At 41.6% G+C, this 16250-nt stretch carries 17 protein-coding genes; 13 read left to right on the top strand and 4 right to left on the bottom strand.

Annotated elements, in window-relative coordinates:
- The first annotated feature begins 251 nt into the window (after positions 1–251).
- The 10 genes from LEUCM_RS07805 to rpoD all read left to right on the top strand — a co-directional run bounded on the left by LEUCM_RS07805 (position 252) and on the right by rpoD (position 10579).
- Positions 252–1160 (top strand): PhoH family protein, encoded by a 909-nt coding sequence (locus LEUCM_RS07805; protein WP_235803811.1) that lies wholly within the window; start codon positions 252–254, stop codon positions 1158–1160.
- A gap of 9 nt (positions 1161–1169) precedes the next feature.
- Positions 1170–1646, top strand: coding sequence for an rRNA maturation RNase YbeY (gene ybeY / locus LEUCM_RS07800; RefSeq protein WP_025015805.1), 477 nt, complete (start codon positions 1170–1172; stop codon positions 1644–1646).
- Positions 1624–2025 (top strand): diacylglycerol kinase family protein, encoded by a 402-nt coding sequence (locus LEUCM_RS07795; protein ID WP_025015804.1) that lies wholly within the window; start codon positions 1624–1626, stop codon positions 2023–2025. Before ybeY ends, LEUCM_RS07795 begins: the two co-directional genes overlap by 23 nt.
- A gap of 35 nt (positions 2026–2060) precedes the next feature.
- Complete coding sequence (era, locus tag LEUCM_RS07790; RefSeq protein ID WP_011374580.1) at positions 2061–2963, top strand: GTPase Era; 903 nt, start codon at positions 2061–2063, stop codon at positions 2961–2963.
- Positions 2964–2972: 9 nt separating this feature from the next.
- Positions 2973–3791, top strand: coding sequence for a DNA repair protein RecO (recO, locus tag LEUCM_RS07785; RefSeq protein ID WP_011374581.1), 819 nt, complete (start codon positions 2973–2975; stop codon positions 3789–3791).
- 237 nt (positions 3792–4028) lie between these two features.
- Entirely contained in the window at positions 4029–4946 is a 918-nt protein-coding gene (gene glyQ / locus LEUCM_RS07780; RefSeq protein ID WP_016265046.1) for a glycine--tRNA ligase subunit alpha, read from the top strand.
- Positions 4939–7020: a glycine--tRNA ligase subunit beta gene (gene glyS / locus LEUCM_RS07775; protein ID WP_056936407.1), complete on the top strand. Its 2082-nt coding sequence runs from the start codon at positions 4939–4941 to the stop codon at positions 7018–7020. Before glyQ ends, glyS begins: the two co-directional genes overlap by 8 nt.
- Positions 7021–7044: 24 nt before the next feature.
- Positions 7045–7407 carry a DUF488 domain-containing protein gene (locus tag LEUCM_RS07770; protein WP_016265048.1) on the top strand — a complete coding sequence of 121 codons (363 nt, stop codon included), beginning with the start codon at positions 7045–7047 and terminating at the stop codon, positions 7405–7407.
- A 155-nt stretch (positions 7408–7562) separates the two neighbouring features.
- Positions 7563–9446, top strand: a complete 1884-nt coding sequence (gene dnaG / locus LEUCM_RS07765; RefSeq protein WP_025015803.1) for a DNA primase — start codon at positions 7563–7565, stop codon at positions 9444–9446.
- A 23-nt stretch (positions 9447–9469) separates the two neighbouring features.
- Positions 9470–10579, top strand: a complete 1110-nt coding sequence (gene rpoD, locus LEUCM_RS07760; RefSeq protein WP_025015802.1) for an RNA polymerase sigma factor RpoD — start codon at positions 9470–9472, stop codon at positions 10577–10579.
- A gap of 118 nt (positions 10580–10697) precedes the next feature.
- Here rpoD and LEUCM_RS07755 read toward each other — a convergent pair whose 3' ends face one another.
- Positions 10698–10892: a hypothetical protein gene (locus LEUCM_RS07755; RefSeq protein WP_016265050.1), complete on the bottom strand. Its 195-nt coding sequence runs from the start codon at positions 10890–10892 to the stop codon at positions 10698–10700.
- Positions 10893–11092: 200 nt separating this feature from the next.
- On the opposite strand from LEUCM_RS07755, the gene LEUCM_RS07750 reads away from it, so the two are divergent.
- The 3 genes from LEUCM_RS07750 to pepT are packed head-to-tail and all read left to right on the top strand — an operon-like array spanning position 11093 to position 14207.
- The gene (locus LEUCM_RS07750; RefSeq protein ID WP_025015801.1) at positions 11093–11800 is read left to right on the top strand and encodes a tRNA (adenine(22)-N(1))-methyltransferase; all 708 of its coding nucleotides are present in this window, start codon (positions 11093–11095) and stop codon (positions 11798–11800) included.
- Positions 11788–12921, top strand: coding sequence for a Nif3-like dinuclear metal center hexameric protein (locus LEUCM_RS07745; RefSeq protein ID WP_016265052.1), 1134 nt, complete (start codon positions 11788–11790; stop codon positions 12919–12921). Before LEUCM_RS07750 ends, LEUCM_RS07745 begins: the two co-directional genes overlap by 13 nt.
- A gap of 44 nt (positions 12922–12965) precedes the next feature.
- Entirely contained in the window at positions 12966–14207 is a 1242-nt protein-coding gene (pepT, locus tag LEUCM_RS07740; RefSeq protein ID WP_025015800.1) for a peptidase T, read from the top strand.
- Between the two features lie 54 nt (positions 14208–14261).
- On the opposite strand, the gene aroD is transcribed toward pepT, so the two are convergent.
- The 3 genes from aroD to LEUCM_RS10025 form a co-directional block, all read right to left on the bottom strand.
- Positions 14262–14984 (bottom strand): type I 3-dehydroquinate dehydratase, encoded by a 723-nt coding sequence (gene aroD, locus LEUCM_RS07735; RefSeq protein WP_025015799.1) that lies wholly within the window; start codon positions 14982–14984, stop codon positions 14262–14264.
- A 17-nt stretch (positions 14985–15001) separates the two neighbouring features.
- On the bottom strand, positions 15002–15721 hold the full coding sequence (locus LEUCM_RS07730; protein WP_016265054.1) for a Tim44 domain-containing protein: 720 nt from the start codon (positions 15719–15721) through the stop codon (positions 15002–15004).
- A gap of 146 nt (positions 15722–15867) precedes the next feature.
- Complete coding sequence (locus LEUCM_RS10025) at positions 15868–16239, bottom strand: alpha/beta hydrolase family protein (protein ID WP_016265055.1); 372 nt, start codon at positions 16237–16239, stop codon at positions 15868–15870.
- Positions 16240–16250: the final 11 nt, after the last annotated feature.

Genomic DNA, 16250 nt, shown 5'->3' with positions numbered 1-16250 from the left:
TATAATTGAAGAAATAGCGCGGTTGTCTGCTTTTAAAACCGGGCTTGATTGTGATAGAATGAATGTAGTTTTCATCTTGAAAGGATGAATCGTGCTATTGAAAGTTGCTTTTCACACTTTCAAGGTAGTTTGATTTTGAAATGTGTTTAGATGAATAAGCTCACCTAAACATTCTGAGAGGGGTTTACTTTTTGGTTGAGGTAGAAGAGCGTTTATTTCAATTAGCAACGCCTAATTTGGCGGCTGCTTTAATGGGTGCACACGATCACTTTTTAAAAATCATTGAAGAAAGTCTAACCGTTGAATTGATTGCGTTTGATGATCATATTACGATTCGGGGGACTCAGCCGGGGTTAAGACAAGCAACCGCGGTTTTAGAGAGTTTAGTCGCGTTATTACAACACGGTGTGATCCTCAAGGAGACAGACGTGGTCAGTGCGACGAAAATGGCGCTCAAAGGGACGTTAAATCAATTTGAGGCCCTTTATACTGAACCGCTCATCAATGACCGCAAAGGCCAACCAATTCGTGTTAAGACGTTTGGACAACGGCAATATATCGATGCAATTCGCCACAATGATGTGACGTTTGGGATTGGGCCTGCCGGAACCGGTAAAACGTTCTTAGCAGTCGTCATGGCGATTGCTGCTTTGAAAAAAGGAACGGTTGAACGCATTATTTTAACACGCCCAGCTGTTGAAGCTGGTGAAAGTCTCGGCTTTTTACCAGGTGATCTAAAAGAAAAGGTCGATCCTTATTTACGGCCCATTTACGACGCGCTTTATGCGGTATTGGGTAAGGAATATACGGAACGACTAATGGACCGTGGGGTCATTGAAATTGCGCCACTTGCGTATATGCGGGGCCGGACGCTGGAAGAAGCTTTCGTTATTTTAGATGAGGCCCAAAATACGACACCTGCTCAGATGAAGATGTTTTTAACGCGGTTAGGTTTTAATTCTAAAATGATTGTTAATGGTGATATCAGCCAAATTGATTTACCTAATAAAACCCAGAGTGGGTTAGTACAAGCGGAACAAATTTTGCGCGACATTCCTAAAATTAGCTTTGTGCAATTTAGTGCGGAAGATGTTGTTCGGCACCCAGTTGTCGCGAGAATTATTAATGCCTATGCGGCAATGGATAAGACGAGAAAGTAGGACGAATGAATGGATATTCAAATCATCGATGAAACAAAAATTGTACCAGAAGCACAAATTAAATTGGTGGAAGATGTATTAGAGTTTGCTGGTCAAAAGCTTGAATTAGCTGAAGATACAGAAATGTCAGTAACATTTGTAACCAACGAACGCATTCGTCAAATTAATCAAGAATACCGTAATACGGATCGTGCGACTGATGTTATCAGTTTTGCAATTGAAGAGGATCCTGAAGAAGAAGGCTTACCTGCCAACTTTGAAGAATTGTTTGATATTCCTAAGAATATTGGCGACCTATTTGTTTCATTAGAAAAAGCCGCTGAACAAGCAGAAACTTACGGACATTCATTTGAACGTGAATTAGGGTATACGATGGTTCATGGTTTCCTTCATTTGAATAGCTATGACCACATCCACACCGAAGATGAAGTTAAAATGATTCCTTTACAGGAGACTATCTTAGATGAATTCGGACTCAAACGCTAAAAAGACGCAGACGGATAAAAATCGTAATTTTAATCAATCGACACATCACGCTTTAGATGGGATTATCACTGCTTTTAAGGAAGAAGCTAATCTGAGACGTGATTTTGTGATTGCGATGGTCGTGCTAGTAGCCGGTTATTTGGCCCGATTACACTATCTAGATTGGCTATTTTTGATTTTAGCGATTTTTATGGTGTTGCTGGCTGAATTTTGGAATACCGTGATGGAACACTTTGTCGACTTATTGGTTGATCGGCAGTTTCATCCACTGGCGAAGAAGATTAAGGATATCAGTGCTGGTAGTGTTTTAATTGGCGCGTGTTTAGCCGTGATTATTGGTTGTGTCGTTTTTGGACACGCGGTGCTTTATTATTTTTAAAAGAGATTAATTAAGATTTAAAAAAGGGGACTATTATGTCAGATACTTATCGCTCAGGCTTTGTGGCCATTGTTGGCCGACCAAACGTTGGGAAATCAACATTTATGAATCGAATGATCGGTGAAAAAATTGCCATCATGTCATCAAAGGCACAAACAACTCGGAACAAGATTCAAGGGATTTATACAGATGACAACGCACAAATCGTGTTCGTTGATACACCTGGGATTCATAAACCACATAACGAATTAGACGAATACATGGATCAAGCAGCTCTTTCAACATTTAATGAAGTCGATGCGATTTTATTCATGATTAGTGGTGTTGATAAGAAGGGCCCTGGTGATCAATACATCATGGACCAACTTAAGAATGTTAAAAAGCCTGTTTATTTGGTTGTTAACAAAATTGATGCCATTCACCCAGACGATTTATTACCAATGATCGAACAATATCGTCATGAATTGGACTTCAAGGCTGTTTACCCAATTTCAGCATTGGAAGGCAATAATGTGCCAGAAATGTTAAAAGAACTTGAATTAACATTGCCAGAAGGCCCACAATACTATCCTGAAGATCAATTAACAGATCACCCAGAATATTTCGTTGTTGGTGAATTAATCCGCGAAAAAATTCTTGAATTAACCCACGAAGAAGTGCCACATTCAGTAGCCGTTGTGGTCGAACGAATGAAAGACCGCGTCAATGGCAAACTTCAAATTGAAGCCAACATCATTGTTGAACGTGATGGTCAAAAACGGATTATTATCGGTCAAAAAGGCTCAATTATCAAAGAAATCGGGATTCGTTCACGTCGCGAAATCGAAGCTCTTTTAGGCGAAAAGGTTAACTTGAAGCTCTGGGTCAAGATTCAAAAGAACTGGCGTGATAATAACCAATATCTCCGTGAATTTGGTTACAATAAAAAGAGATTGTAGGCTTTAAAGATGGCGGAACATCGATTTGAAGACTTTAACGGTCTAGTGATGTATCGAAAGAATTACAAAGAAAAAGATATGTTGGTTAAGATTTTAACCGATCGTTTTGGTAAAAAGATGTTTTACTTGCGTGGGGCCAATAAGCCTAAATTTCGTCTAAGTGCGGCTATTTTGCCGTTTACGCAGGCCGAATATGGTGGCGATATTCGCGATGATGGCTTATCATTTTTGAATAATGTGAAGTCAGCCACGCAATTTCAAACGATCAGTCAGGATTTATTTTTAAATGCTTATGCGACTTATATCCTGAACTTAATTGATGTCGGCTTTCCGGACAGTGAACCATTAGGTATCTGGTATGATAAGGTTGAACAGGCGTTAAATCTGATTGATGAAGGTTTTGATGCCGCGATGATTACCCATATTATTGAAATTCAATTACTACAGGTGTTTGGCGTCCAACCGCAATTACAAGGATGTGCCGTTTGTGGCCGAACTGATTTAGCGTTTGATTACTCTGAGAGTTACGGGGGGCTTTTGTGCCAACGTCATTGGCATTTAGATCCCAATCGTTTCCACAGTAGTCAGCGGGCAATCTATTACCTTCGGTTGTTTTCCGTGATTGATCTGTTTAAGATTCAATCGGTGAACGTGAAGGAAGCCACTCAGGTCGAACTCAAAATGATTATTGACCGACTCTATCAAGATACTGTAGGCCTGTCATTGAAGAGTAAGCAATTCATCGATAAGATGTACAGTTTCGATAGTCAATTACCACAATTAAAAAAAGTGCCGTCAGAAATTGACAGCACACCAAAAGACGACTAAAATAGTAATCAACTTAATAGACGTTGAAGAAAAGGGTCCCTTGAAACGGTCAGACAGTGATTCTAGGTGAGTGAGAACTAGAACAAGTTTTAAGTGGATTGGCATTTCGGAGTCATACCAATGAAGCAGCAGCTCGCTTTGAGCTGAAGTAGGGTGGAACCGCGAGAAATCGTCCCTATGTGACTAACTGTCGCATAGGCTTTTTTTATGCGCAAATAACGGAAAAGAGGAATTGAAATGGTTAAAAAGTTGAATGTTCAAGAAATGATTTTAACCTTACAGCGTTTTTGGTCTGAAAAAGGCTGTATGTTGATGCAATCTTATGATACAGAAAAAGGGGCCGGCACAATGAGCCCTTACACGTTCTTACGGGCAATTGGACCAGAACCTTGGAACGCCGCTTACGTGGAACCTTCACGGCGTCCAGCCGATGGCCGTTATGGTGAAAACCCTAACCGTTTATTCCAACATCACCAATTCCAAGTGATCATGAAACCAGCGCCTTTAAATATTCAAGAATTTTATTTGGATAGTTTACGGGCCTTAGGAATCGATCCTTTAGAACATGATATCCGTTTTGTTGAAGATAACTGGGAAAACCCATCAATGGGCTGTGCCGGTGTTGGTTGGGAAGTTTGGTTAGACGGAATGGAAGTCACACAATTCACATACTTCCAACAAGTTGGTGGTTTGCAATGTGACCCTGTCACGAGCGAAATCACATACGGTGTTGAACGTCTCGCTTCTTACATTCAAGATGTTGATAATGTTTTTGATCTTGAATGGGGTAACGGCGTTTTATATGGCGATATTTTCAAAGAACCAGAATATGAACACTCAAAATACGCCTTTGAAGATAGTAATCAAGAAATGCTTTTGAAATTCTTTGATGAATACGAAACAGAGGCCAAACGTTTAATCGATTTAGGTCTTGTTCACCCAGCTTACGATTACGTCTTGAAATGTAGCCATACCTTTAACTTATTGGATGCACACGGTGCTGTTTCCGTTACAGAACGGGCCGGCTACTTGTCACGCATTCGTCGGATGGCACATTCAATCGCACAAGCATTCGTCGCTGAACGTGAAAAACGCGGATTCCCACTATTAAAACATGCACAAGAAGCAAAAACGGAGGTCGTAGATCATGACTAAACCATTCTTATTAGAAATTGGCTTGGAAGAAATGCCAGCCCACGTTGTGATGCCAAGTATCCAACAATTAGAAAAACGGGTGCGTGACTTCTTAGAAGAACAACATCTTGAATTTGGTCAATTAAAAACTTATGCCACACCACGGCGTCTTGCAATCTTGATTGAAGACCTAGCTGACAAGCAAGCCGACATTCACGAAGAAGCAAAGGGTCCTGCTAAAAAGATTGCCCTCGATGCTGAAGGCAACTGGAGTAAAGCAGCCCAAGGTTTCGTTCGGGGTCAAGGCTTAACAACAGATGATATTACTTTTAAAGAATTAAAAGGCGTTGAATACGTCTATGTTGAAAAATCAATTATCGGCAAACCCGTTGAAGCCATTTTACCGGAGTTAAAAGCTGTCATTATGGCGATGACCTTCCCAACACGGATGCACTGGGCTGATTACGATTTCGAATATATTCGCCCAATTCACTGGATTATTGCGCTATTAGATGATGAAGTTATCGACTTTAGTATTCTAAACGTCACAACTGGCCGCACAACGCAAGGGCACCGTTTCTTAGGCCAAGAAGTGACTTTGGCTAAAGCAACTGACTATGAAGCAGCCCTTGAAGCCCAATTCGTGATTGCTGATGAAGCTAAACGCCAAAACTTAATTCAAACGCAAATTGAAAAAATGGCGCAAGAAAACGACTGGCAAGTTGATTTAGATGCTAACTTATTAGAAGAAGTGACGAACTTAGTTGAATGGCCAACCGCTTTTTACGGTCAATTTGATGCTAAATACCTTGAAATTCCAGAAGAAGTGCTCATTACTTCAATGAAGGATAACCAACGTTACTTCTATGCACGGAGCCAAGCTGGTGATTTATTACCAGTCTTTATCGGCGTTCGTAATGGGAACGACGCTTTCATGGAAAACGTGATCGCAGGGAACGAAAAAGTCCTCACAGCGCGTTTAGAAGATGCTGATTTCTTCTACCATGAAGATCAAAAAGTAACCATCGCTGAAAACGTCGCTAAGTTACAAAACGTTTCTTTCCACGATAAAATTGGGAGCCTTGCTGAAAAGATGACCCGTGTTGGTTTAATCGCTCAATTCTTAGGTCAAAAATTCGGTTTATCTGAAGCTGAATTAGTTGATTTACAACGTGCTAGCGACATCTATAAATTCGATTTAGTAACCGGCATGGTCGGCGAATTTGCTGAATTACAAGGTGTGATGGGTGAAAAATACGCGCTATTACAAGGCGAAACACCTGCTGTTGCGACTGCTGTTCGTGAACATTACATGCCAATCAGTGCAGAAGGCGCCTTACCTGCAACGAAAGTCGGTGCTGTTTTAGCAATTGCTGATAAGTTCGATAGTATGGCTGATTTCTTCGCTGTTGGGATGATTCCAAGTGGTTCAAACGATCCATACGCATTGCGTCGTCAAGCTTACGGGATTGTCCGGATTTTAGAAAACCAAGACTGGCACTTCCCAATGGCTGATTTCCAAGCAGCTATGAGCGACATTGTTAAACAACAAGCTAATTTCGATCTAGATTGGTCAGCCAATGCAGCTGCCATCAGCGATTTCTTAACGGATCGTGTTCGTCAACGCTTTAACGGGATGCGTCCTAAGGTTCGTCGAGACATCGTCGACGCTGTCTTGAAAAACCGAGGGCAAGACCCAGTTGTGATGTTTGAAGCCGCTAAAGTGCTCTCAGCACATCAAGATGATGCTGATTTCAAAGCAACAATTGAAGCGATCACGCGTGTCTTACGTTTAGCTGAAAAAGTTGACTTTGAAACAACTGATTTAACGGTTAATCCATCGTTATTTGAAAACGATGCTGAAAAAGCACTTTATACAGCAGTCGAAGACTTACGTGGCGCAACAGCGACAAATACGTTAGCTGAAAATTATGCCGCGTTACAAACACTACGACTATTAATTGAAGCTTACTTCGATGCCACAATGGTAATGGCTGAAGATGAAGCCGTTCGTCGTAATCGTTTGACACAACTCATGATTATCGCTCAAATCGCGCTTAGCTTAGGCGATTTAAACGAATTGATTGTTAAATAAGCAATTCAAAAGGGGATAATAAACATGTTACAAATGAAACGGGTTTATGAAGCAGCCGCCGATTCTGACGGTTATCGGATCTTGGTTGATCGAATTTGGCCACGGGGGATTTCAAAAGAACGCGCCGAAATTGAGACGTGGGCTAAAGAAATTACACCCACCACTGACTTACGGAAGTGGTTTGGTCATGAACCAGCTAAGTTTCCCGTTTTTAAAGAAAAGTATCTTGCTGAAATTGCTACCAACCCGGATTGGCCAGAATTCTGTCACTTAGTGCAGCATCAATTAGCGCTTGGTGATGTGACGCTCGTCTATGCGGCTAAAGATCCGCAATATAACCATGTTGTGATTTTAATGGCACTTTTAAAAAAGACGCTTGACAAGTAATAAAAATGTTTGTTATATTTATTTGCAACTACACCTAAATGGTGCTATGATATATAGTGTATTTTTGTGCTGATAATCCTAAGAGTCGCATTTCATTGTGAGGTGCGGCTTTTACAGTCTTAGTACAAATTGAAGTGAATTGTGAGGTGAGACCAATGGCGGGTAAGATTCCGAACGAAGTCATCGATGAGATTCGGAGCCAGACTAATATTGTTGATGTTGTTGGTCAATACGTTCAACTCAAGAAAGCCGGCAAGAACTTATTTGGGGTTTGTCCTTTTCATGATGAGAAGACACCATCATTTTCTGTGAGTGAAGAGAAACAGATTTTCCATTGTTTTTCTTGCGGTCGCGGGGGGAACGTCTTCAAGTTCTTGATGGAATTGGAACAAATTAGTTTTCCAGAAGCACTGACGAAGGTCGCAGATTTTGCTGGAGTGACATTGGCGGATAGTTATAAGCCAACTGCTGTTCATCGCGAATCAAGCGAGGTTACGCAGTTTAAGCAACTCTATCAACAAGCCAACGAACTGTTTAAACATATTTTAACTAGTACGGTGGCTGGGCAACTAGCGCTTGATTATTTACACGAACGACAGATGACCGATGCGTTAATTGAGACCTTTAGTATTGGTTATTTACCGGATCAATCGGATCTATTGTTGACGTTTTTCCAGAATAAGGATATTCCTTATCAGGTATTGCGCCAATCCGGATTGTTTATTGAAACACAAACGGGTAAGTTACACGATCGTTTTTCTGGGCGGGTAATGTTCCCAATTCGAAATGCGCAGGGTGAGGTCATCGCCTTTTCCGGGCGGGTTTTAACCAAACAGCCGGATCAACCAAAATATTTAAATAGCCCTGAAACCGTGATTTTTAATAAGCGGAAAGTACTGTTTAACTATGATTTGGCTAAACAAACCATTCATCAATCCAAAAAAGTTTATCTTTTTGAAGGCTTTATGGATGTGATTGCGGCCTATTCGGCGGATGTCGTCAACGGTGTCGCGTCAATGGGGACGAGTTTGACCACCGAGCAGTTGAACCTATTGGCACAACAAGCGCAGGAATTAGTGGTGTGTTATGATGGGGATCAACCCGGGATTGAAGCGATGAAACGGGCGATTAACCTATTGCAACAGCATACGACACTTGAATTGAGCGTCGTCGTCTTACCAGGCGGCGTCGATCCGGATGAGTACGTCCGTCAATATGGTGGTCCGCAATTTAAGGAAACCTTGCAAAATGGAACGGAAACGCCCATTGCGTTTGAATTGCGTTACTTGAAACAAGGGTTAAACCTCGATAACGAGAAGGACCAGCTTGATTACGTACAACAAGCATTAGAAGTTGTGGCGCGTGTTGAGTCGCCTTTAGCAATCGAAGTTTACTTGAAACAGGTCGAAGCCGATAGCGGGATTACGCTGGATACATTGAAGCGGCAGTTACAAACGGTGCGGGTTAAACATGCCACGCAAGTCCCCATCAATCAGGTGGGACAACCGGAAGCACCGCCATACTTTAATGATTTTCAGGCGCCACCGCTACCGCCAGAAGAAATGGCTGGGGCTTTTGGCGATCCACGGACGATTGCGCCCAAGCGACAACCTAAACGGTTAACGCGGATTGAGCATGCTGAGCAAGAAATTTTGCACATGCTGATTCATAACGAAGATGTGCGTTTACAACTCGAAAATAATGCAGACTTTAGCTTTGTGCACACCCCGTATCAACTCTTATATGAGTTATGGCGGTCCTTCATCGCAGAAGGGCAACCGGCTGATATAGCGGGTTTCACGAGTTATATTCCAGATGACTTGCAGGAACTAGTCGTTCAGATTGATCTTCTTGATTTACCTGAAGAGGCTAATCAAGAAGCGTTGAACGATTGTTTGGCGGTCATCGGGCAAAATTCGATTCAGGAACGTTTAAAAGAAGCAAAAATCGCCTTAAAAGAGGCAACTAAATTAGGCAATCATAGTGAGGAACTACGGTTAACTAATGAAGTGATACAACTTGTTTCGCAAATGAAATGAGATATTAACTAGGAGGTTTCTGAATGGCTGACAATAAAAAAGCTGATACGAAGAAATTAGACACTGCGGTTAAGGCCTTAATTAAGGAATACAAACCCAAAAAAGAAATCACCAATGATGAATTAGTGGCAAAAATCGTTAAACCATTTGCACTTGAAGCAGATGAAATCAACGAATTAATGCAACAAGTGGAAGATCACGGGATTGGGATCGTCGATGAAGACGGGAATCCAAGTGCTGCCACATTAAAAAAAGAAAAAGTTTCTGCTAAAGAATTAAAAGATATGTCTGCACCAACTGGGATCAAAATCAATGATCCTGTTCAGATGTATCTTAAGGAAATCGGACGTGTTTCTCTTTTAAATGCGCAACAAGAAGTTGACTTGGCCTTGAGAATCGAACAAGGTGATCAAGAAGCTAAACAACGTCTTGCCGAAGCTAACTTACGTTTGGTGGTCTCAATCGCTAAACGGTACGTCGGCCGTGGCATGCAATTCTTGGATTTAATCCAAGAAGGGAACATGGGCTTAATGAAGGCTGTTGAAAAATTTGATCATCGTAAAGGGTTCAAGTTCTCAACTTACGCCACATGGTGGATTCGTCAAGCGATTACGCGTGCGATTGCCGATCAAGCTCGGACAATTCGGATTCCAGTTCACATGGTTGAAACGGTTAACAAGTTAATCCGGATTCAACGTCAATTACTCCAAGATTTAGGGCGCGAACCAACGCCTGAAGAAATTGGGGCTGAAATGGATATGAACACGGATAAAGTTCGTGAAATCTTGAAGATTGCTCAAGAACCAGTTTCCCTTGAAACCCCAATCGGTGAAGAGGACGACTCACACTTAGGCGATTTTATCGAAGATCAAGATGCAACTAGTCCTGAAGAACATGCTTCTTATGAATTGTTGAAAGAACAATTAGAAAGTGTCCTAGACACCTTAACAGATCGTGAAGAAAACGTCTTACGTTTACGTTTCGGTCTTGATGATGGTCGGACACGGACGTTAGAAGAAGTGGGTAAAGTATTCGGTGTAACCCGCGAACGGATTCGTCAAATCGAAGCCAAAGCATTGCGGAAACTACGCCACCCATCGCGTTCAAAACAATTAAAAGATTTCTTAGAATAAATTCAAAAAACGGTCATCTAAAAAGATGGCCGTTTTTAATTTGGACAATACTTCAAATAATAAATCTTATGTCAACTAGATGTATCTTTCAACACTAAAGACACTGATAGAGCGTTTGCTAAAGATTGAAAATGCCCCATAACCCAAAGCCAATCATCATGAGTGCCATTAAGCCCCCTGAGTACAGGGCAATTGGCATGAAGTACGAAACGTTGCGATTGGCCTCTGTTTTTAAATACTTGAAAGTATTTAAAGTTGCGTAAACCTGATAGAGACCGAGCATTAAAAGGACAACACTTAAGAAGATAGACATAGGACAACCTCCAAATCATTATTTAAAACGCTTTCTTTTATTTAACTAGAGTATAGAACGGCGAGGATGATTATGCAACCTTTAACGACAATCAATATTCATAATGAGACGATTGTTTGATGCGAGCTTAGTCTGCTTTGACGCTCAAAATTTGGTATACTAACTGTAACAATCAAAGTTTCTAGAATGGAGTTTTATTTTTGTCACCAATTAATTTATCGAAACGTTTAGCTGCAGTTGCGCAGTTCGTCCCACAAGATAGCATCGTTGCTGATATCGGCTCAGATCATGCTTATTTACCAATCTGGCTCACAGAGCAAAAACGATTAAAGGGGGCCATCGCGGGTGAAGTGGTTGCTGGACCTTTTGAATCAACCCAAACACATGTGATCCAATGGCACTTAGAGGACCAAATTCAAGTCCGGTTAGGTGATGGTGTCGAAGTGCTTAACCCCGAAGAAGACCAAGTCACCTGTATTGTGATTGCGGGGATGGGTGGTCTATTGATTACTGAAATATTGGAACGTGGCTTAGCACATCTAAACGGGCACGAACGATTAGTCCTACAACCTAATATTATGGAACCCACCGTCCGGGAATGGTTAATGAAGCACCACTACGCCATTGTAGAAGAAGCAATCGTTGCTGAAGACGGTCATATTTACGAAGTCATCGTTGGTGAACCAAGAACTGAGACTGTTGAACTCGACGAAGCTGACTTAGTATTCGGCCCAGTTTTACGACGCTGTCAACCGGCAGATTTCCAATTGAAATGGTCAACTTTATTAAATAAGAAACGTCATTTATTGGTGCAACTTCAAGGTGCTCAGGTCACGCCAACTGAAAAAATTGCTACAGTGCAACATGAAATTCAATTAATTGAGGAGGTTCAAACATGGGACAATTAATCGCGAGTGACTTGATTGCGGCGATTGAAGAGTATGCGCCATTAGCGCTTAGAGAGGGTAATGATCCAACAGGTTTTCAAATTGGTCGCCGTGATAAGGTGGTTAAGAAAGTACTCGTCACATTAGATGTTCGGCCGGAAGTGGTCCAAGAAGCGATTGATAACGAGATCGATTTTATTTTTGCCCACCACCCAGTGATGTTCCGACCTGCACGCAATCTTGATCTAAGTGATCCGCAAAATAAGATGTACGCTGATATACTGACGCATGATATGACGGTCTATGCAGCCCATACCAATCTCGATAAGGCGCAAGGTGGGATGAATGATTGGTTGGCAGCAGCGTTAGCACTTAAAAATGTGCAACCGTTCAACGTGACTGATTATGAAGCATTAATGAAATTGGCTGTTTTCGTACCTGAAACACATGCGGATGTGGTACGCCAAGCGTTAGGGCAAGCTGGTGCCGGTGAATTAGGAAACTATCAAAACTGCAGTTTTAGCGCTGAAGGCACCGGTCGTTTTGAACCGCAAGCTGCGGCTGATCCGTTTATTGGACAAGCGGGTCAGGCAGAAGCGGTTGCTGAAGTTAAAATAGAGGTTATTTTACCAGCAGCTAAAAAGAACCGCGTGTTAAAAGCGATGCTTGCTGTACATCCTTACGAAGAACCAGCGTATGATTTAATCCCATTGGCTAATCAACAACAACCTATCGGGATCGGGCGCATTGGTCAAGTTGATCAACCAATGACAGTCCGGGACTACGCCCAATTTGTTTGCGAAACGTTTGATTTAACCGGTCTCCGCTTGATTTCAAATGAACCTGATAAATTAGTTGAAACAGTTGCAGTAGTTGGCGGTGATGGTGGTAAGTTCTTCCCCGCTGCTCTGCAAGCCAAGGCTGATTTGTATATTACTGGTGACGTTTATTATCATACGGGTCATGACATGTTAGCGGCCGGATTATCCGTTATCGATCCTGGTCATCATATTGAAAGCATTGTGAAGACTAAGATGACTGCGTTATTTGAAGAATGGCGTCAAATAAACGATTGGCAAGTTACTTTTATTAAATCTCAGCAAAAAACTGATCCGTTTACATTTATTTTTAATGCGAAGTAGGTTAGAATAGAATTAGTATTAAATAATATCTAGGAGGCTTCACCATGGCTAAATATGAAAAATTAATTCCGCGTTTTCTAGAATATATCACAACAGAAACTCGTTCAGACGAAAATGCGACGACGATTCCATCAACACAAACACAAGTGGTTTTCTTACACAAATTGATGGATGACTTGAAAGAAATCGGCTTAAGCGACGTTAAGTATAACGAAAAAAACGGCTATGTTACAGCGTTATTACCAAGTAATATCGATAAAAAAGTGCCAACAATGGGCTTTTTATCTCACGTTGATACAGCAGATTTCAATGCCAAGGGTGTTAATCCCCAAACAATTGAAAATTATGATGGCGAATCAATTATCAAATTAGACGAAGCTGGTCAATTTGTTTTAGATCCTAAAGAATTCCCTAACATGAAAAACTATAAGGGCCAAACATTAATTACAACAGACGGCTCAACATTATTAGGTTCAGATGATAAATCTGGGGTTGCTGAAATTATCACAGCGATGGATTACTTCATCCAACATCCTGAAATCAAACATGGCGACATCAAGATTGGTTTAGGACCAGATGAAGAAATCGGCACAGGTGCTGATCGCTTCGACGCTGAAGATTTTGCAACAGACTTCGCTTATACAATGGATGGCGGCCCAATTGGTCAACTTGAATATGAAACATTTAATGCAGCTGCAATGAAAGTTGATATTCAAGGTAAAAACGTGCATCCTAGTGAAGCTAAAGACATCATGATTAACGCTTTACAAGTTGCTGTTGATTTCCAAGATGCTTTCCCACGCGATGAAGTACCTGAAAAAACAGATGGCCGTCAAGGTTTCTATCACTTATTGAGCTTAGACGGTACTGTTGATGAAGCACACATGGCCTATATCATCCGTGATTTTGATCGCGATGGTTTAGAAACACGTAAAGCATTTGCTGCTAAAGTGGCTGAAGACATGAATGCTAAATACGGTGAAGGTCGCGTTAAAGCAACCATTAAAGATCAATATTACAACATGGCAGAAGTCTTAAAAGATCATATGGATGTTGTTGATTTGGCTAAGGACGCTATGGAAGCAATCGATATCAAACCATTAATCGAACCCGTTCGTGGTGGGACAGATGGTTCTAAGATTTCATTCATGGGAATTCCAACACCAAATATCTTTGCCGGTGCTGAAAATATGCATGGTCGCTACGAATTCGTTTCAGTTCAAACGATGGAAAAAGCGGTCGATACAATGATTAAGATGAACGAATTAAACGTTGAAAGAAACTAAAGATATAAAAAAGAGTCCAACAATTCAATTTGTTGGGCTCTTTTTATGCTTAATTTAAGCTTGATTAGTTGTCAGTAAACCTTTTAGTTGCTCAATTGGTAGTTGGCCGGGCGCGCTAGGTGTTTCGAGATAGCCAAAACTGATAACTGAGCCAAATTGACCGCCAAAGATTCGCGAGGCGACACCAAATTCAGACATTGCCATTGTCGTCAATGGTTTATCGAATTGATGCGTAAAACTTTGAGTGGCTGCTAACAAGCGGGTTGTATCTGCTGGTGATTGGGCCGTCGTCGCTAATTTCAAGAGGTCCGCATCAGGGTCGGCTTGCATGGCTAATAATTGCGTGCGCAAGGTATCATTATCCGGTGTTTGAACGGTATCATGATGACTCAAAAGCACTTGGTAATGCTGTTGATGGGCTAATTCAACCAATTGATGACGTTGCTCGGCTGCTAGTGACCACTCTAAATCGATTGCTTGACCAATATGGGCTTTGATCAAGGGAGCGTAGTAGGTGAGGTAGTCTTGAGCTGATGCTAAGCCACCATCGTTAGTGGTTCTAACCGTTAAAATTAAGGGCAAATCAAGCGCGGCTATTTTTTCAGCAGCGGTCAATAGTTGTGCAGGAGCTTGCCAATAATCAAGGCGCCATTCGAGAATATCGATGGCGTCTTTTTTTTGATTGATGAGGATTAGTTCGTGCAAACAGTCGTCCAAATGGCGTGGCATTAGGGAAACTGCCGTTTGGGTTTGACCGGTAGTAAACTCGAGGTGCATTTCAAAAACTCACTTTCTTAAAGAGATTGATCGATATGGTTGACGAGATATTGTCCGTCAACCTGTTTGAATTCCCAGATTTCGCTGAAACGTTCGATATAAGTTGCTTCACGGCGTTTTTCATTATCTTCGTCTGATGAGCGGTCATTAGTGAAATAATCGCGCATTTGGGCCGTTACAAGGACTTTACGGACGTTTGGATTGTCCGATAGGATCAGTTCCTCTGAGATGATGGTCAGACTTTCCAGCTGATTATGTTTATGTTGGCGTTGATAACGATTTAAAATACGTTGTTGCTGCCGTTGGAAATGAGGGGTCATGAGCGGTGCGACCAAACTAAGATCATTGGTGGTCCAAGCAGCTTCGATTTGGTAAAAGCATTCTTCAAAACGTTCGCGGGTTGCATCGTCAATCGTGACGGTTCGTGATAGAGCCCGTTCGTGACGCCGCGCTAGCCAGTCGCGTTTCTTGCGGATAATCATTAAGAAGGCTGATATGATAAAAAAGATTGCAAAAACGAGGTTGTTGAGAAAACTACGGGGCCCGTAGTAACCCCGGCGACCGTAATAATTGTTCGTTGTTCTGTCGGTGGTCGTACTTGTGCTGCCTCCAAACGAACCACTAGAGGTTGAACCACCGCCACCACCTGAAGCCCCACCGGCTCTTGCATAGGTAGCAGTTGGCGCTAGACAAATGAGACTTAATAATAAAATGAAACCAATGATTAATTTTTTCATATTCGACCTCGCTATTAAATAACATTAGTCACTATTTTAGAGGAATTAATGGGATTAGGCAATTTAAAGATTAGTAACGTTTAATCTTAACATTAAAAAAAGAGCCGGGATTTTATCCCAACTCCTTTTTGTGATCGTTTAAACTTTTAACGATGAGCAATATCGATTTCTGCCAACCAAGTTAGCGCAAGCGGGAGCCACTGGGCAACCGGTTCATTAACGTCTTGTGGTTTACCGGGACGCTGGGTTACTTTATTGGCCAATGCCAAACCGTGAACACCATCACTGAATAAGTGATACTCAGTTGTGATGTTTAACCGATTTAGTTCAGTGACGTACAGTAATGAATTGATGGCTGGTACGAGTTCATCAGTTGCCGTTTGCCATACGAAACACGGTTTGGCCCATTTTGTTAATGTGTCCTGTGCGTGCCAGAGACGTTGATCAGTTGTAATCCGCTCTTTTTCACTTTCTTCTTTAGGAAAACCAGCGTCTAAATCAATGACAGGATAGCTCAAAATAACTGCGG

This window comes from Latilactobacillus sakei subsp. sakei DSM 20017 = JCM 1157, from assembly GCF_002370355.1.
Taxonomy (GTDB): domain Bacteria; phylum Bacillota; class Bacilli; order Lactobacillales; family Lactobacillaceae; genus Latilactobacillus; species Latilactobacillus sakei.
Note: the sequence above shows the minus strand (reverse complement) of the source record. Positions and strands in the feature narration are given on the sequence as shown.